The organism is Idiomarina sp. OXR-189 (genome assembly GCF_034373425.1).
In the GTDB taxonomy this organism is placed as follows: Bacteria; Pseudomonadota; Gammaproteobacteria; order Enterobacterales; family Alteromonadaceae; genus Idiomarina; species Idiomarina zobellii.
Window position 1 is genome coordinate 1,321,781 of record NZ_CP139706.1, and the last position, 16,381, is coordinate 1,338,161.

At 45.1% G+C, this 16,381-nt stretch carries 18 protein-coding genes; 15 read left to right on the forward strand and 3 right to left on the reverse strand.

All coding sequences use genetic code 11. The annotated features are described in order from the left end of the window. The first annotated feature begins 15 nt into the window (after window positions 1-15). Together UM402_RS06585 and UM402_RS06590 are read left to right on the forward strand one after the other, a co-directional pair. Window positions 16-897 carry a 6-carboxytetrahydropterin synthase gene (locus tag UM402_RS06585; protein ID WP_058579198.1) on the forward strand — a complete coding sequence of 294 codons (882 nt, stop codon included), beginning with the start codon at window positions 16-18 and terminating at the stop codon, window positions 895-897. Further along, window positions 890-1,714, forward strand: coding sequence for a M23 family metallopeptidase (locus UM402_RS06590; protein ID WP_058579197.1), 825 nt, complete (start codon window positions 890-892; stop codon window positions 1,712-1,714). Before UM402_RS06585 ends, UM402_RS06590 begins: the two co-directional genes overlap by 8 nt. On the opposite strand, the gene UM402_RS06595 is transcribed toward UM402_RS06590, so the two are convergent. Further along, a complete protein-coding gene (locus UM402_RS06595) occupies window positions 1,711-3,474 on the reverse strand; it encodes a M61 family metallopeptidase (RefSeq protein ID WP_058579196.1) in 1,764 nt (587 codons plus the stop codon). The two genes, UM402_RS06590 and UM402_RS06595, sit on opposite strands and share 4 nt — an antisense overlap. A gap of 75 nt (window positions 3,475-3,549) precedes the next feature. On the opposite strand from UM402_RS06595, the gene UM402_RS06600 reads away from it, so the two are divergent. From UM402_RS06600 to UM402_RS06615, 4 genes are read left to right on the forward strand one after another with little or no spacing between them, the layout of a single operon-like run. Then, complete coding sequence (locus tag UM402_RS06600) at window positions 3,550-4,245, forward strand: flagellar brake domain-containing protein (RefSeq protein ID WP_058579195.1); 696 nt, start codon at window positions 3,550-3,552, stop codon at window positions 4,243-4,245. Beyond that, a complete protein-coding gene (locus UM402_RS06605) occupies window positions 4,242-5,330 on the forward strand; it encodes a sensor histidine kinase (protein WP_053953618.1) in 1,089 nt (362 codons plus the stop codon). Before UM402_RS06600 ends, UM402_RS06605 begins: the two co-directional genes overlap by 4 nt. Then, window positions 5,327-6,151, forward strand: a complete 825-nt coding sequence (locus tag UM402_RS06610; RefSeq protein ID WP_058579194.1) for a LytR/AlgR family response regulator transcription factor — start codon at window positions 5,327-5,329, stop codon at window positions 6,149-6,151. The genes UM402_RS06605 and UM402_RS06610 overlap by 4 nt, the downstream gene beginning before the upstream one ends. Window positions 6,152-6,163: 12 nt before the next feature. Continuing rightward, on the forward strand, window positions 6,164-7,009 hold the full coding sequence (locus UM402_RS06615) for a DUF6279 family lipoprotein (RefSeq protein WP_058579193.1): 846 nt from the start codon (window positions 6,164-6,166) through the stop codon (window positions 7,007-7,009). On the opposite strand, the gene pyk is transcribed toward UM402_RS06615, so the two are convergent. Then, the gene (gene pyk, locus UM402_RS06620) at window positions 7,006-8,436 is read right to left on the reverse strand and encodes a pyruvate kinase (RefSeq protein ID WP_058579192.1); all 1,431 of its coding nucleotides are present in this window, start codon (window positions 8,434-8,436) and stop codon (window positions 7,006-7,008) included. The two genes, UM402_RS06615 and pyk, sit on opposite strands and share 4 nt — an antisense overlap. Before the next feature lie 102 nt (window positions 8,437-8,538). Between pyk and msrB the strand changes: the two genes are divergently transcribed. Next, window positions 8,539-8,937 carry a peptide-methionine (R)-S-oxide reductase MsrB gene (gene msrB, locus UM402_RS06625; protein WP_053953622.1) on the forward strand — a complete coding sequence of 133 codons (399 nt, stop codon included), beginning with the start codon at window positions 8,539-8,541 and terminating at the stop codon, window positions 8,935-8,937. Here the strand turns inward: msrB and UM402_RS06630 are convergent. Further along, complete coding sequence (locus UM402_RS06630; RefSeq protein WP_053953623.1) at window positions 8,922-9,725, reverse strand: DUF2989 domain-containing protein; 804 nt, start codon at window positions 9,723-9,725, stop codon at window positions 8,922-8,924. The two genes, msrB and UM402_RS06630, sit on opposite strands and share 16 nt — an antisense overlap. Before the next feature lie 156 nt (window positions 9,726-9,881). On the opposite strand from UM402_RS06630, the gene UM402_RS06635 reads away from it, so the two are divergent. The 8 genes from UM402_RS06635 to proQ all read left to right on the forward strand — a co-directional run bounded on the left by UM402_RS06635 (window position 9,882) and on the right by proQ (window position 16,378). After that, a complete protein-coding gene (locus tag UM402_RS06635) occupies window positions 9,882-11,327 on the forward strand; it encodes a glyceraldehyde-3-phosphate dehydrogenase (protein ID WP_053953624.1) in 1,446 nt (481 codons plus the stop codon). A gap of 65 nt (window positions 11,328-11,392) precedes the next feature. Continuing rightward, entirely contained in the window at window positions 11,393-12,520 is a 1,128-nt protein-coding gene (locus UM402_RS06640) for a M14-type cytosolic carboxypeptidase (RefSeq protein ID WP_053953625.1), read from the forward strand. A 44-nt stretch (window positions 12,521-12,564) separates the two neighbouring features. Beyond that, on the forward strand, window positions 12,565-14,241 hold the full coding sequence (locus UM402_RS06645; RefSeq protein WP_058579191.1) for an alanine/glycine:cation symporter family protein: 1,677 nt from the start codon (window positions 12,565-12,567) through the stop codon (window positions 14,239-14,241). A 127-nt stretch (window positions 14,242-14,368) separates the two neighbouring features. Beyond that, entirely contained in the window at window positions 14,369-14,695 is a 327-nt protein-coding gene (locus UM402_RS06650) for a zinc ribbon domain-containing protein (RefSeq protein ID WP_053953627.1), read from the forward strand. Between the two features lie 3 nt (window positions 14,696-14,698). Then, complete coding sequence (locus UM402_RS06655; protein WP_053953628.1) at window positions 14,699-14,986, forward strand: YeaC family protein; 288 nt, start codon at window positions 14,699-14,701, stop codon at window positions 14,984-14,986. A gap of 12 nt (window positions 14,987-14,998) precedes the next feature. Then, entirely contained in the window at window positions 14,999-15,463 is a 465-nt protein-coding gene (locus UM402_RS06660) for a GAF domain-containing protein (RefSeq protein ID WP_058579190.1), read from the forward strand. Next, window positions 15,463-15,759, forward strand: a complete 297-nt coding sequence (locus UM402_RS06665; RefSeq protein WP_273269847.1) for a hypothetical protein — start codon at window positions 15,463-15,465, stop codon at window positions 15,757-15,759. Before UM402_RS06660 ends, UM402_RS06665 begins: the two co-directional genes overlap by 1 nt. Next, window positions 15,752-16,378 carry an RNA chaperone ProQ gene (proQ, locus tag UM402_RS06670; RefSeq protein ID WP_053953630.1) on the forward strand — a complete coding sequence of 209 codons (627 nt, stop codon included), beginning with the start codon at window positions 15,752-15,754 and terminating at the stop codon, window positions 16,376-16,378. Before UM402_RS06665 ends, proQ begins: the two co-directional genes overlap by 8 nt. The last annotated feature ends 3 nt before the right edge of the window (window positions 16,379-16,381 follow it).

A 16,381-nucleotide genomic window follows, 5' to 3' on the forward strand; every position in this document is an offset into this window, starting at 1 on the left:
AGAGTCACTTTTTATATGCAGTTATTTGTGAACGACCTTACCGTTATTGATTGCTCTTACCTTTGCCCGCAACGCGGCATTGTGGGGGAGAGTTGGATTGTCGATATTGTTCTTGATGGTAACCTGAACGAACAGTCCATGGTGCTTGACTTTGGTAAGGTCAAAAAGCAAGTGAAAGCCATTATTGATGACTCGGTCGATCACAAGCTGTTGGTTCCTGGCGACCATCCGTACACTAAGGTCACTCATAACGAAGACGACAGCTCTTACTGGGTCGACTTTGAGCGTGACAACTCCCGTTCAATACACCTGTTTTGTCCGTCAGACTCTTTTGCCTTTATCGATGCCGAAGTAGTCAGTATTGAGACGGTTACTGATTATGTCAAAGCGGTGATAAAACAAGAACTACCGGTGAACGTTGAAGGTCTGAAACTTACCTTACGGCCTGAGCAAATTGACGGTTTTTATTATCACTACACTCACGGTTTAAAAAAGCACGATGGCAACTGTCAGCGTATTGCCCATGGGCATCGCTCAAAGCTACAGATATTTATTGACGGTATTCGCCAACCAGCGCTTGAGAAAAGTTGGTGCGATAAATGGGAAGACATTTATATTGGCACCGAAGACGATATCGCGACTTTTAATGAAATGACGCTGTCGAAAGCTGCAAATGGCGTAGACGAAAACACTCACATTGGTTACAGCTACACCTCAATTCAGGGACTGTTTGAATTGGTTATGCCGCGTAGCGAAAACTACGTTATTGAAAGTGACTCGACGGTTGAATGTATTGCGCAGTACCTGGCTTCGACAATAGGGCAGGAGTACGCAGGCAAGTCAGTGGAAGTCAGAGCTTATGAAGGCGTTGGTAAAGGAGCTATTGCTTATGCGTAAGTCTCGTTTTATGGGCGTGTTGATAGGCCTGCTTGTATCGGCCCCTCTGCTTGCCAACAGCTCTGTACCTCTTGAAGTTAAAGGGCCTTTTACACAAGGGGCGTTGCATTTAGGTAAAACGGTCGCTGGAGCTGAAGTGACGCTAAATGGTGAAGCGGTGGAAGTGACCGACAATGGTTACTTTGTTTTTGGGTTCGGTCGCAAAGCAGAACTTGAACATGAGCTCAGTGTATCGGCCAACGGAGAGACCCGCACTAAAACCATTAAACTAAGTGAACGGGAATACGATATTGACCGTGTCGATGGTGTACCACAAAAGACAGTGACACCAGACCCGGAGCAGGTTAAACGAGCTCGAAAAGAAGCTGAAAAAGTGTGGTTGGCAAGACAAGAAGCGTCTAAAAATAAGCACTTCCTGACGCCTGTGGCGAAACCTGCTGAAGGGCGTATTAGTGGGGTTTATGGCAGTCAACGAATCTTTAATGGCGAGCCTCGTAACCCTCATTATGGAGAAGATATTGCTGTGCCAACAGGAACACCGGTAAAAGCTCCCTGGACCGGGAAAGTGGTTTTGGCGGAGCCTGACTTATTTTACTCAGGCGGCACTATCATTATTGAGCACGGCTACAAGGTAAACACCACCTATTTGCACCTCAGCAAGTTGCACGTGGAAACTGGCGATACAGTAAAGCAGGGTGAGGTAATAGGAGAAGTTGGCGCTACAGGCCGTGCTACGGGGCCTCATTTAGATTGGCGGGTTAACTGGGGAAATACCCGGTTAGATCCGGCATTACTTCCCCAGCTTTACGAAGACTAACTTTCTACGGTAAGCCATCCATTCAATTTGGCAGCGTCTTTAATCGAGAGCTGCCAGCATGCCGGGGTTGGCTCCTCCCAAATTAAATCTAAGGTTAATAGCTCGTCACGTCGAAATGCATGCACGGTAACTTTCTGACCAGGGCGATAACGTGACAAGACAGACTTCACGTTTGCATCGGTCACTTGCAAGTGATCAATCGCAATAATACGGTCTGACGCTGACAAACCAGCGTTGTAAGCTGTTTCGTCATGGTAAACACTTAACAGCTCCAACCCAGCAGAAGAGGCTTTGTACTTTGCGCCTAAATTGACTGGAGCAGGCTCATCAGCAGCTTTCAGTGAGTTGTCATCCGCGGGTACTGAACGCGTAACTTCTAGCCCAAACTGATTCAATAAACTTTCTAACGGCAGGCTTTGCTTGGCGTACAGTTGCTCTCGTAAAAAGTCTGCAATATCAACGCCTGAATAGCTGTCCAAAATGTTAAGGACGGTGTCATCTGCCGTTCCTAAACCGGTTTTCCCGAACTCATGCCAAAGCTTTTTCATGACATGAGCCAATGTCAGCGAATGGTTGCTTTGCAAACGCAGTATTAAATCCAGACTAAGCGCAATAAGCGCGCCTTTTGAGTAGTAGCTGACAATACTGTTCGGCGCATTCTCATTTTGCTGATAAAACTTAGTCCAGGCCAGATAGCTCGACTCTGTCACGCTTTGTTGGTACTGACCGGCGCCACGCTCAACCCGAGCTAAGGTTTCTGACAGAACTTTTAAGTATTGCTCGGCGCTGACAATGCCTCCGGCATGTAGTAGATAGTCGTCGAAATAGGAGGTCATGCCCTCATAAAACCACAGTTGTTCGGTATAGCTTTCTTTATCCAGTTGATAAGGAATAAACGCTTTAGGTTTTAATGTTTTCACATTCCAGCTGTGGAAATACTCATGGCAACAAAGGCTCAAGAAGGTTTGGTAGTCTTCATTAATACCATGGTCATGCTCGCCAATTAGACTTTTACGACTGCACAGAAGGGCGGTTGAGTTACGGTGCTCGAGCCCGCCAAAGCCTTCACCAACAACCATAGTCAGAAAGGTGTAGGACTTAAATGGAGCTTCTCCAAACATTGATATCTGAGTTTCACAAATACGCGCCAAATCGGCACAGATTTTTGAGGTGTCGGCAAAGTGACGCCCGCTTAACACCAATGAGTGCTTAATTCCGTGGGCAATAAATTCTTCAATGACCAGGTCGCCCATTAAGAACGGATAGTCGATAAGGGCGTCGTAGTTTTCTGCCTCGAAGGTTCCCCAGGAATGAGGTTGGCCGGTTAAGCGGGGCATGCCAGTCGCCACTTTCCATTCAAGCGCATCGACTGGTGCGTGCAATGTTAATTGGCAAGCTTCGTCTTCTCGGCCAGCAACAGCAAGACATAAACTGGTGTTGTTAAAGAACCCTTGCAATTGGTCTAAATAGGCAGAGCGAACAGACAAGTCCCACGCGTAGACTTGATACCTAACAGTGACTGTTTTTTCAGCTGTATTCAGCCGCCAGCGGTTTTTGCTTACTTGCTTTATTGCTACCGCTTCACCGTTAGCTTCGGCATACAATCCGATAATATGCCTAGAGAAGTCGCGTATGAGATAACTGCCCGGAATCCAGTTAGGTAACCACAGCTCCTGCTCTGGCTCGGGAGTATCGATGGTCAGAATGACTTCGAATAGGTGACCATGTAAATCGATAGGTGTTATATCGTAAGCGATCAAGAGCGTCTCCTTTGCTTGACACTGACTGACATCTAGCGATCATAGTAGCATACAGATAGCTAGCGCGAGACCCGTATGAGCACCAAAAAAATCACCGAACTGGTTCCCGGACAAAGAATTGAAGTACAACTGACTAATTCAAACGTGCCCGCACGGTTTTTTACTGAGTTTATCGGTGCCTTAAAAGATCGCTGGCTTATTCTAAATATGCCCGATGCACGAAAATACAGTGATTTACGGGAGTATATCGAGGAAGCGATTCCTGTCGTAGTACGGTTTGTGTTAGAAGCAGGGAACGGTGAAATTTGCGCTTTTCGAAGCGACATTAACTACATTGTTTCTCACCCGACAAAAATGCTGTTCATCCGTTGGCCAAATGAGGTGGAATACCGCGTAATTCGTAAAGGGCGGCGGTTTGATGCCTTCTTACCAATGGTTCTTGAAGGTCAGTCTACCGAAGGAGATAAGGTTTCCCTCAAAGGTCATGTTCTGGATGTGTCGGAAACCGGCTGCCGGGTTAAACATGAGCTACCAGAGAGTAATGACAAGATCTTGTGGGAAAACGGCAGTAAAGTCGACCTAGTCATAGAGCAAAAAAATAACCGTAAAGTGACGTTAAAAGCCATTGTTCGTCAGGTTAAACGAAACGACCACTATGAATTAGGTTTACAGTTTTTAGGCAACCAGAAAGACGAAGTGAATGCGTTGTTCTCCGGAAGCTTAGTCGATATTGAAGAGTTGTCTAAACTGGAGGCGTCAGGAAGCGCATGAAGCATTTGTTGAATCAGTGGCAAATGCTGATGGAAAATAGAAACCGGTTCTTCTGGTTGTTACAAGCCGGCGGTTGGATTGGCTACGCGTTAGTGAACTACATTGGCTCACTCATGCATGAAATGCGTGATATTTACACGCTTATTATTATTCTTGGCGCGTATGCTGGCTTTCTTCTGACGGTTCCGTTGCGCTATTTCTACCGGCGAATATGGGAGATGGCACCACCGCTTATGGTGCTTATTGCTATCGTTGCGTCTTATGTTATTTCGGTGCTTTGGGCCATTATTGATAATGCGACTTACTGGGAAATTTATAAATTTGGATTCAGACCGGACAGCCCATTCTTTTATTTAAAAAACAGCCTGGCGAAGTTTTATATTATTTTAAGCTGGAGCGGGCTGTATTTTGGTATTAAATACTACCAAATGCTGCAGGAAGAAAAGCAGAAAGCGCTGTTGGCCTCGTCTATGGCCCACCAGGCGCAATTAAAAATGCTGCGTTACCAGCTCAACCCGCACTTTCTGTTTAATACACTTAATGCGATATCAACACTTATTTTGATAAAAGACTCAGACAAGGCCAATAAGATGGTTAATAAGTTGAGTCGATTCTTAAGGTTCTCACTGGATAACGATCCGATTAAAAAAGTACCGCTGGAAAAAGAGATTGATGCGCTGCTGTTGTATTTGGACATTGAAAAGGTGCGCTTTGATGAGCAACTAGAAGTGACTATAAATCTCGAGGAAGAAACTAAGCAGGCATTGGTTCCCAGTTTAATCTGCCAGCCGCTTATTGAAAACTCGATTAAGTACGCCATTGCGCAGGTCGAAGGGGTGGGTAAAATAAGTATTCAATCGAAAAAAGTAAACGATGATTTAGAAATAACCATCTGTGATAACGGGCCCCAATTGGAATCTGACCCTAATAAACTGTTCAGGAAAGAAGGCGTTGGTCTTAATAACACTCAGCAACGTTTACAGTCACTGTACGGTAAGCACTTTATATTTAACATGAGTAAGAACGAAGGCTCAGGTCTTTGTGTCACCATTGTTATACCTTTTGAAACACTGGAGAAAGTATGAGTCAGCGCTTAAAAACGCTCGTTGTTGATGACGAACCTTTAGCACGAAAGGGCTTGTCAGTGCGTCTGGAAGCTTTTGAAGAGCTTCAGCTTATGCCGGAGTGCCCAAACAGTCGCACGGCTGTCGATGTTATCGTCGAAGAAAAGCCGGATTTAGTGTTTCTGGATATACAAATGCCCGGACTGAATGGCTTCGAGGTCTTAAAAGCTGTCAAAGAGCAGGGTGGCGAATTGCCGACCGTTGTTTTTGTTACGGCTTATGATGAATATGCGATAAAAGCCTTTGAAGTAAGGGCGTTAGACTATTTGCTGAAGCCGGTCGATGACGACCGACTGAAAGAGTGTGTCGAACGAGTTATTGCTGAAAACAGCAGTTTCGATACCGAGCAACATGAAAAGTTGGTGGGTTTGGTTGCTGAAGTGACAGGGCAGAATGCGGAAGATCTGCTGAAAACCTTATCGGAAGGTGGTGATATAGCGACAAACCAGTACCCCGATCATATTGCGATTAAAGACAGCGGTGAAATTACACGGGTGGCTATTAAGGACATTAAATGGATTGATGCAGCAGGCGACTATATGTGCATCCATGCTAACGATGATACTTTTATTTTGCGGCGTACCATGAAAGAGCTTGAGAAAGAATTAAGCCCTCAGCTATTTCAGCGTGTACACCGCTCTGCTATTGTCAATGTTAACCAAGTCGAGAAACTGTGTAATCAGCAAAATGGCGAATACCATTTACAGTTAAAAAATGGACAGCAGCTGAAAGTCAGTCGCAGTTATAAAGACAAAATTAAACAGCTGATTTTAGGTCAGTAAAAGGCTACCACTATGCGCATTCTGGGCTTCGCTTTACTAACTCTACTGGTGCTGTCGGGCTGCACAGCGAATATCGGCTACCAGTTCGCAGATACGCTAGTTGAATGGCGGGTAAAAGAGTACGTTGACCTCAATGACCAACAAGAAGCGACGCTTGCAAAAAAAGTGGATGAGCTTCATTTATGGCATGCCCAGACTCAAATACCCGAGTATCGCGAAGCGCTCTTTAACTTACGTGAAAAGGTGCATAACCAAACGCTTGAAAAAGCCGATATTGTCGCTTTTGAAGAGACTTTACTGGACTTTTGGCAGAGCGTGTTGAACAGAGTGTCAAAAGAAACCGCGTTAATTAACGACTTGACGGTTAAACAAAAGCAGCAACTGTTTGAAAGAATAGAAGAGAAACAACAAGAGCGTTTCGAAAAATTTGAAGAGAAACAGTCTGAAAACCCTATTTTGCGACAGCTTGAGCGGGTTAATGAAGTTGAAAGTGACTTGGAAGATATTATTGGTGACCTGACAGAGCAGCAAGATAAGTTACTGCGTGACTGGGTTGCGAAAAGCCCTTCTATACAGGAAGATTGGCTGAATTACCGGGCACAATGGCTTACAGAATTTGAAACCATACTACTGGCAGAGCCAACCGATACCAATAAGCTGACAGCTCTGATACAAGACCCTAAGCAACTGCGAACCGAAGCGCTTCAGGAAAAGATAGAGCAAAGCAGTAACACAAGAAATACGTTTTTATGGAATATGTATTTGAGCTTGTCTGACAACCAACGAGAAGCGGCAGTAGAGAAGGCCGACGAATACATCGACCTTCTTGATAGTATTATGGAAGACTTTAACGATTAACGGACTTCGATAATTTTACAGGTGTTGCTTGAACCAACCGTTTCCATAACATCACCGTGTGTGAGAATCACTAAGTCACCGGTTTTCAAGTGGCCTTTGGTTTTCAGCACGTCTATGGCTTCTAAAATAGGGTTGCTGGTTTTTGTTGAGTCAAAATTAATAGGGTACACACCACGGTACATAGCTGACTTGTTGCGACTTTCCGCATGACGAGACAGCGAGAAAATTGGCAAGTGTGAGGTAATACGCGACATGAGTTTAGCCGTAAAGCCAGACTCTGTTAGTGCAACAATAGCGGCAACCCCACTTAAATGCGTAGCTGCATACATTGCTGACATGGCAGTCGCTTCAGTAATGCTGGAAAAAACCTCTTCCAGATCTTTATGATCGAGCTTCGCTGAGGGGTGCGTTTCTGCGCCCAGACAAATATCAGCCATGGCCTTTACGGTGGCAATAGGATGCTTACCAGCAGCTGTTTCAGCCGACAACATCACCGCGTCAGTGCCATCGAGCACTGCGTTGGCGACGTCCATGACCTCCGCTCGAGTTGGCATTGGGTTCTCTATCATCGACTCCATCATTTGCGTTGCAGTAATAACAACGCGGTTTAACTGACGAGCGCGAGAGATAATAAGCTTTTGTTTACCAACAAGCTGAGCATCGCCAATTTCTACACCTAAGTCACCGCGGGCAACCATAACAGCATCTGACGCTCGAATAATGTCGTCTAAGGCATGTTCGCTGGCGACGGCTTCTGCACGTTCTATTTTGGCACAAAGCAAGCCCTTGCCACCGGCATCACGCAGCAAGTGTCGGGCCTGGTTGATATCATCACCACTACGGGGGAAAGATACAGCTAAATAATCAACACCAATTTTAGCGGCGGTTTTTATGTCTTCATGATCTTTTTCCGTTAGGGCAGCGGCAGAGAGGCCGCCACCTTGGCGGTTAATGCCTTTATTGTTTGATAGCGTGCCACCAATAGTGACAACCGTATGCACCTTGGTGCCTTCAATATCAGTTACTTTTAACTGCAGCCGACCATCGTCCAGCAAAAGAATGTCGCCAGGCTTCACATCTTGTGGTAGCTGTTTATAATCAAGTCCCACAGCGTGTTCGTCACCGGCGTCTTTCGCCATTTCCGCATCCAGAGTAAACTGATCACCTGCGTTTAATTCAACGTAGTCATTTTTAAAACGTGCAATACGAATTTTCGGGCCTTGCAGGTCACCAAGTATGGCAACGTGGGCATTTAATTCTTTAGCAATGTCGCGCACCATAGAGGCTCGTTTAATATGATCGTCAGCGCTGCCGTGCGAGAAGTTGAGACGAACTACGTTGGCACCCGCTTCAATGAGGGCTCGTAAGGTGTCTTTTGAGTCTGTGGCAGGGCCGAGGGTTGTAACAATTTTGGTGCGTCGAAGCATGCTTAACTCCAGCAATTTATTAGTAATACTCAGTTTAACATAGGCTTTATATCAGTAGTATGACAATAAAGTCACAACTCTTTAAGGGTGGGAAATTGTTCAATGGCAGATAAAGACTGGAAAAAACTATCGGACGCTGAATGGCGAGAACAGCTGTCCGACGAGACCTATTATGTTTTAAGAGAAAAAGGGACGGAAAGACCTTTTACGGGTGAATATTTGGTGGCGGATAAACACGGTGTCTATCGCTGTGCCGGTTGTGGTCAGCCTATATTTAAAGGCGACACCCAATTTGATTCACATTGTGGCTGGCCCAGTTTCGACGCTGCTATTGATGGTGCCGTACGTTACGAAAAAGACATGAGTCATGGCATGGTACGCATTGAAGTGTTATGCAGCCGCTGCGATGGTCATTTAGGCCATCTATTTGATGATGGCCCTACAGAAACCGGGCAGCGTTACTGCATCAATTCAGTGGCTATGCATTATGAAGATGAGTAACGGCCTTTAAACTGACCATCCTTGATTTGGTCGACAATATCTTCCGCCTGATCGTCCCAGTCATCGTATTCATCTTCTGATGCGGTGACGATATTTTTCATGCTGTTTTTATCCAGGTTGTCCTGGCCAAGCTGCCAGGCAACTTGTGACCAAACATAGGCTTTTTCAGCTTTGCCTTCTTTAAGGTACATAGAGACTAACGTCGAAGGTATTTCGGGGTTAATGCGATCACCTTCTTTATATAGGCGTAGGGCGTTGTAAAGCAGCTTGAATGTTTTTTCTGAGTCTTGCTTGGTGTAATAGGTAGCCAGAGCGAGTTGCAGCTCGGGTGTCTGCATACGCTTAGAGCCTTCCATTGCCAACAGCTTATCAAGTGCGTTTGTATCTCCTTGATTAGACCAATGCCAGTAAAGCCAAAGAGGGTGCTCAGAATTTTCGGTTTCTTTTGCCAGCGCTTTTATATTTTTCTGCGAGTTAATGTAAGCTTCAATACGGTTTGACTGTTTTTGTTTCAGCTTTTTATGTTCGATAGTCGACGCCAGCTCAATGCATTTGCTGTATTCCTGCAGGTCCTGCATCAAATAGTATTGGTTTTCGGGAGTTTTGTTCTGACTGACATCGTAACGACTGAATATAAGTTGACGGCGTTCGGAGTTACACCAGTTGTCATCATTTAAGTCACTGCACATTGATGGAGTACCCTGACAAATTTCCCTAACTGTCGGAGCGCTGTCATAACATCCCGCCAAGGGAAGCAAGGCAATAAAAACTGCGTATTTTTTAAACATAATCACCCGTTTACGATATCACTAAAAGCTGATTTTCTCTTAAAGTTGGCTTCATGCCGACCTTTTCAGTACAATACTGCGGATTTTTAAGCGTAGCACTTTATTTGCTTACTGAACACGCTCACTGAACATTAAGTACAGAGGACAGGGCTCAATATGAATGCTAACCAGCAAGATCCAACTCTAGCAAGCTGGCAAGAACGCCAGGAATACGCCGAACAAATGCAGCCGATTCTCGGCAAGCTTTACCGTAACTTTGGTGTTGAAATTCTTGTTTACGGACGTTCTCTTTTGAACGTTTCAACTATCAACATTATCAAGTCTCACCGTTTAATTCGCCGTTACGAAGGCCAGAAAGTTCGCTTGCGTGAAAGCTTCCCATTCCTGGAAGCAATGGCTGAGTTGAAACTGTCTCCAGCACGCGTTGATTTAGGTAAGTTAGCTTATGGTTACCTGTTTGGCGGCAAAAGCGATGACTTGTCAATTAAAGACTATGTTAAGCGCGAACTGACTGACATTATTGACAGAGAAGACGATATTGAGCCGCGTGATGTTGTGCTTTATGGCTTTGGTCGTATTGGTCGTTTACTGGCTCGCCAGCTTATAGAACGTAATGGTGCTAACAACAAAATGCGCTTAAGAGCGATAGTTGTTCGCGGCGGACGCGATGGCGACTTAGAAAAGCGTGCAAGTTTGTTGCGCCGTGACTCTATCCACGGTCAGTTTAACGGTTCTATTACCGTTGACCACGAAAACCAAAGCATTAAAGCAAACGGTACCAACATCAAAGTGATTTACTCTGATGGTCCGGATCAAGTCGATTATACCCAGTACGGTATCAACAACGCGATTGTTATCGATAATACGGGTATTTGGAAAGACGAAGCTGGCCTTGGTCTGCACTTAAAGTCGAAAGGGGTAAACAAAGTCTTGCTGACAGCCCCCTCAAAAGGTGACATCAAGAACATCGTATTTGGTGTTAATGACAGCGATATTGAAGACAGTGATGCGATCGTTTCAGCGGCAAGCTGTACAACCAACGCAATTACGCCTGTATTGAAAGCCGTTAATGACAAATACGGTATTCGCAACGGTCACGTTGAAACCGTGCACTCGTACACCAACGACCAAAACCTGATTGATAACTACCACAAAGCAGACCGCCGTGGGCGCTCAGCTCCGTTAAACATGGTTATTACCTCAACAGGTGCAGCAAAAGCGGTCGCTAAAGCATTACCGGAAATGGCTGGTAAGCTTACTGGTAACGCAATTCGTGTTCCAACGCCGAACGTGTCGATGGCTATCATGAACCTGAACTTAGAAAAGACGACGTCTCGCGATGAGTTAAACGACTTCTTGCGTGACACTGCTTTGCATTCTGAGTTGGTTAACCAAATAGACTACACCGCATCAACTGAAATTGTGTCCTCTGACTTAGTCGGTTCGCGCCACGCGGGTGTTGTTGACTCACAAGCAACTATTGTCGATGAAGATCGTGCTGTATTGTACGTTTGGTATGACAACGAGTTTGGTTATAGCTGTCAGGTTGTTCGTGTAGCAGAAGCTATGGCGGGACTTAAGGTTCCGAACCTGCCTAAATAACGTTAAAAGAGCGCCCGCCGGGCGCTTTTTTTGTTACAACAGAATTGCTTAATAAAGGGTGAATTATGCGTATTTCTGCTAACTTTGATAGTGGCAACATTCAGGTTATTAGCGCTGACAGCGCCGACAATATCCGACTCGCAATAAATAAAGACAACCAATCCGAGTTTTATCAGTGGTTTCACTTTAAACTTTTTGGTGAAGCCGGTACTGAACACGTCATGGTCATTGAAAATGCATCGGGCTCGGCTTATCCAGACGGTTGGGACGGTTATGAAGCATTAGCGTCTTATGATCGCGAAACATGGTTCCGTGTCCCGACAGAATACAACGGTAAAGAACTGACCATTCGCCACACACCAGAGCAGGAAAGTGTCTATTACGCCTATTTCGTGCCGTACTCTTATGAGCGCCATCAGGACTTAATTCAGTCGGCTCAGCAGTCAGTAGACTGCTATCACGAATTACTCGGCGAAACCATTGACGGTCGCGAGCTTAACTTATTGGTGATTGGCGAACCGGCAGAGCACAAAAACACCATTTGGGTTACTGCGCGTCAGCACCCGGGCGAGTCTATGGCTGAGTGGTTCATGGAAGGCTTTTTAGGTCGCTTATTAGATGATGAAGACGGTGTAGCTCGTAAGCTGCTCGACAATAATGTCTTTTATGTTGTTCCTAATATGAACCCAGACGGCAGCGTTCGTGGGCATTTGCGTACCAACGCGGTAGGCACTAACTTGAACCGCGAATGGGCGGAACCAAGCTTGGAAAAAAGCCCGGAAGTTTTCTACGTTTTAAAACGTATGGAGCAAACCGGCGTCGATATGTTTTTAGATGTGCATGGTGATGAAGCCTTGCCATATAATTTCGTCGCCGGTTGTGAAGGCATTCCGTCATACGATGAGCGTCATAAGGACTTGGAAAACACTTTTAAAGCTGCTTTATTAACGGCGACACCAGAGTTCCAGACCAAGTATGGTTATGACCTTGATGAACCAGGCCAGGCTAATATGACAGTTGCCAATTCAGCCGTGGGCGAGAAGTTTAAGTGTCTTTCGTATACGCTGGAAATGCCATTTAAAGACAATGCCGACTTACCAGATGAGGATTTTGGCTGGTCTGCGCCACGTTCGCAGCGTTTAGGTGAAGACGTATTAACCGCAATATTGGCAGTATCGCCAAAATTGCGTTAAAACTAGAGTGAATTAACAATAATAACAACAAGAGGGGGTCTTCCTTGGAAGCGCTCAATAATTTTCTATTATGGATTGATGGGTTCTTAGGCTCTGCAGCCTATTTCCCATTCATTCTGCTGGGTGTGGGTCTGTTTTTTACGTTATACCTTGGTTTCCCACAAGTTCGTTACTTCAGACACGCATGGCGCGTTCTAGCCGGTAAATTTGACCGCAAAGACTCGCAAGGCGACACCAGTCACTTCCAGGCTTTGTCGACAGCCCTGTCCGGTACAGTAGGTACCGGTAACATCGGTGGGGTTGCACTGGCTATATTCTTAGGTGGCCCAGCCGCTATTTTCTGGATGTGGATGACGGCATTCTTGGGTATGACCACCAAGTTTGTCGAGGTGACCTTATCGCATAAATACCGTGTTAAAACCGAAGACGGCACTATGGCTGGTGGCCCTATGTATTACATGGATCGCCGCCTTAACATGAAATGGCTAGCCGTTATTTTTGCTATTGCCACTATTGTTAGTTCTTTCGGTACGGGCAATATGCCGCAAATTAATAACATTGCTCAGTCGATGGAGCAGACTTTCGAGATTGATCCTGTCTGGACCGGGGCTATTTTGTCGATACTGTTGGCGATGGTTATCATTGGCGGTATTAAACGTATTGCAGCGGTAACTTCAAAGATAGTTCCTATTATGGGTATTCTTTATGTTATCGGCTCTTTAAGCGTTATCTTCTTCAATATTGATAACATTGGTGAGTCATTCGTCTCTATTTTCAGAGATGCCTTTACTGGCTCAGCGGCTGCCGGTGGCTTCTTAGGGGCAAGCTTCGCGTACGCCTTTAACCGAGGGGTTAACCGTGGCTTGTTCTCGAACGAAGCGGGTCAGGGTTCTGCGCCAATTGCTCACGCCTCTGCGAAAGCGAAAGATCCGGTTGCTGAAGGTTTGGTATCGATTCTCGAGCCTTTCCTGGACACCATTTTAATTTGTACTTTAACCGGTTTGGTTATTCTCTCTTCTGGTGTGTGGACGGAGAAGCATGAGAATAACTTTGCTCGCAGTGACCTCGACTTTATTGTTGGTCAGTACAATGACGTTGATACTGACGACCGTGAAGAGCTTTATAAGTACTTGAACGGCTTCAGTGATACTGAAATTGAGCGTTACTCCGGTAAGCTGGAAGTGGTTGATGGTGAAGCGCAAACAGGTGGTGAAATTACTATTTTGCATGCCCGTTCAGTAGCTGAAGATGTTCGTTTTATTATTGCCGACGAGGATGCCTATAACGGTACCGTTGAGATTAAGAACGGTAACTTAATAAAAGAAGACATCGAAGTGGTTGGTAAGTCATTGGTGCACTCCGCTGCGTTGACTTCATTAGCCTTCGCTAACGGCTACTTCGGCGATTACGGACAATATATTATTCCATTAACGCTACTGATGTTCGCGTTTTCGACAGCTATTGCCTGGTCTTACTATGGTGACAGGGCGGTTGTCTATCTAGTCGGGCAAAAGGGCGTTATGCCATACCGTATCCTGTATGTTGCTGGCTTCTTCTGGGCGTCTTTCGCAGATACCACACTGGTTTGGACGGCGTCGGCAGTTGCTATTGTACTGATGACGCTACCTAACTTGCTGGGTATGTTATTGCTTCATAAAGAAATGAAGTCGACTGTTAAGTCTTATTGGAAAGACTTTGGTGACGCTGACAAGAAAAAATAAATTCTTTTGAGTCAGTTAAAACGGCCAGTTCTTGCTGGCCGTTTTTTATTTTCTTATTCACTATGCTTGAAATTCAGCGCAAAAGCCTTATATTGCAAGGACTGCATAAGAGGTAGGTTATAAAATTATGGCGTTAACGAAATGCCCATCTTGCAATAAACGAATTTCATCAAAGGCTCGTGAATGCCCACATTGCCAATTTGTTTTGGCGGGGCAGAGCAAAGAAGACATTCAGCGCGAACGGCGCCGCTTGAACCAGGAAAAATCAGATAAGCTGGTTTCTCGCTCAATGTTGGCCTTAATTATTGCAATAGCCGCTTTTACCTATTTGTTTATGCAACAACCACAACCTCAGTCATGGGGCTATAATATCGCTATTGGCGGTATTGTTGTTGGCTTAATATGGTTTGTTATAAACCGAGTTCAGTTGATGTTCCTGAAAAAGAAACGGTAACCCATGCAGTTCGATGACTTAATTAATAGCATGACGCCTGAGGTGTATGAACGCTTGGTTCAATCTGTTGAGACTGGCCGGTGGCCTGACGGCAACAAACTAACCGACGAGCAACGAGAAAATTCGCTGCAGTTGGTTATGGCGTACCAAGCTCGGTTCGGTAACTCTGACGAGGCGTATACGGTGGGTCCGGACGGCAATATTATTTCTAAGTCTAAGCGGGAATTAAAAGATCAGTTCCGCTCCGACAATGACACGGGTTCAATAGCCCGTTTCAAGCTCGATAACTAAGTTGAAACTACTATGAAAGCTAAGTTGTATTCCGACCTTTTACGCCAGTCTCAAGCTATTACAGAAGGCGAGCCTAACCTAATAGCTAATCTAGCCAACATTTCTGCCTTGTTGTACGACACTGTCGATGACATAAACTGGCTTGGGTTTTACCTAACCGACTCCGATAATGAGCTTGTTTTAGGACCATTTCAGGGCAAAGTGGCGTGCGTAAGAATCCCGTTTGGAAAAGGTGTTTGTGGTGTTGGTGCACAGTCCCAAGAAACGCAGTGTGTTAAAAACGTGCATGAGTTTGAAGGCCATATAGCTTGCGATTCAGCATCAAATAGTGAAATTGTGGCACCTATAGTTGTGAACGGCACAACCGTCGCTGTTCTTGATATTGATAGCCCTTCTATTGGTCGTTTTGACAATGAAGATGCAGAAGGCTTTCAAAAAATAGCTGACTTCTGTAGCACGCTGAACTGGTCGAAATAATGTTAATGTTTGCAGAATTCGATATTCATAGTTATTTGGTGACGCGTGAAGACGCTATATTTTTTGAGGATTACGCTGAGGAAGCGTCTGATCAAATTAACGAAATGTTGCATCACATTAACGCATTGAGAACTGAAGACGATACAACAGAACAGCTTGAAGAGATGGTTCGTCGAACTTTGTTCGATTGGATAGAGGAACCGGCTCTTTTAGAATTATCATTTGACGAAATGGACGAATACGTTCAAAACCTAATGGACGACGTTCGAGAACAGGAAGAAGAACAGAATGAGTGAACCGGAAAAACTAACGAAAAGCAAAGACGTTATTGCCTATCTAGCAGAACAGTTTCCTAACTGCTTTTCGTTAAAAGGTGATGCCAAGCCTCTAAAAATCGGCATTTTTGAAGATTTGGCTAAACGCTTAGAAGACGATGAAAAAGTCAGCAAGACACGCTTAAGAACAGCGCTTCGTCACTACACAAATAGCTGGCGTTACCTTTACAGTATTAAAGCCGGTGAAGCTCGAGTCGATCTTGACGGTAACGAAGCCGATAAGGTCACTGAAGAGCATCAGGAACACGCTCAAGAGTCATTAAAAGAATCTAAAGCGAAAGCAGCGCAAAAAGCGAAAGAAAAAAATGCTGCCAAGCCTAAAGCGCCGGCGAAAAAGAAAAAGCCTGAGGCGAGCAAACCTAGTAAGCCTAAAACCGCTAAGAAAAAGCCAAAACCAGAGCTTAAACTGGAAGAAGCGGAACTTAGCAAGCTTTCTGTAGGTCAACAGGTACAGGTAAAAGCTGGAAACCAACCCATGACGGGAACCATTACTGAATTGGACAAAAGTGATGTTCAGGTTCAGTTGGCAAATGGTCTCAGCATGAAAGTGAAAGCTGATAAGATATTTTTGCGCGCTTAGGAG

Excerpts from the sequence above, each read along its gene's own strand:
- UM402_RS06585 (WP_058579198.1), top strand. The coding sequence starts at position 16 with ATGCAGTTATTTGTGAACGACCTTACCGTTATTGATTGCTCTTACCTT.
- UM402_RS06590 (WP_058579197.1), top strand. The coding sequence starts at position 890 with ATGCGTAAGTCTCGTTTTATGGGCGTGTTGATAGGCCTGCTTGTATCG.
- UM402_RS06600 (WP_058579195.1), top strand. The coding sequence starts at position 3,550 with ATGAGCACCAAAAAAATCACCGAACTGGTTCCCGGACAAAGAATTGAA.
- UM402_RS06605 (WP_053953618.1), top strand. The coding sequence starts at position 4,242 with ATGAAGCATTTGTTGAATCAGTGGCAAATGCTGATGGAAAATAGAAAC.
- UM402_RS06610 (WP_058579194.1), top strand. The coding sequence starts at position 5,327 with ATGAGTCAGCGCTTAAAAACGCTCGTTGTTGATGACGAACCTTTAGCA.
- UM402_RS06615 (WP_058579193.1), top strand. The coding sequence starts at position 6,164 with ATGCGCATTCTGGGCTTCGCTTTACTAACTCTACTGGTGCTGTCGGGC.
- pyk (WP_058579192.1), bottom strand. The coding sequence starts at position 8,436 with ATGCTTCGACGCACCAAAATTGTTACAACCCTCGGCCCTGCCACAGAC.
- msrB (WP_053953622.1), top strand. The coding sequence starts at position 8,539 with ATGGCAGATAAAGACTGGAAAAAACTATCGGACGCTGAATGGCGAGAA.
- UM402_RS06630 (WP_053953623.1), bottom strand. The coding sequence starts at position 9,725 with ATGTTTAAAAAATACGCAGTTTTTATTGCCTTGCTTCCCTTGGCGGGA.
- UM402_RS06635 (WP_053953624.1), top strand. The coding sequence starts at position 9,882 with ATGAATGCTAACCAGCAAGATCCAACTCTAGCAAGCTGGCAAGAACGC.
- UM402_RS06640 (WP_053953625.1), top strand. The coding sequence starts at position 11,393 with ATGCGTATTTCTGCTAACTTTGATAGTGGCAACATTCAGGTTATTAGC.
- UM402_RS06650 (WP_053953627.1), top strand. The coding sequence starts at position 14,369 with ATGGCGTTAACGAAATGCCCATCTTGCAATAAACGAATTTCATCAAAG.
- UM402_RS06655 (WP_053953628.1), top strand. The coding sequence starts at position 14,699 with ATGCAGTTCGATGACTTAATTAATAGCATGACGCCTGAGGTGTATGAA.
- UM402_RS06660 (WP_058579190.1), top strand. The coding sequence starts at position 14,999 with ATGAAAGCTAAGTTGTATTCCGACCTTTTACGCCAGTCTCAAGCTATT.
- UM402_RS06665 (WP_273269847.1), top strand. The coding sequence starts at position 15,463 with ATGTTAATGTTTGCAGAATTCGATATTCATAGTTATTTGGTGACGCGT.
- proQ (WP_053953630.1), top strand. The coding sequence starts at position 15,752 with ATGAGTGAACCGGAAAAACTAACGAAAAGCAAAGACGTTATTGCCTAT.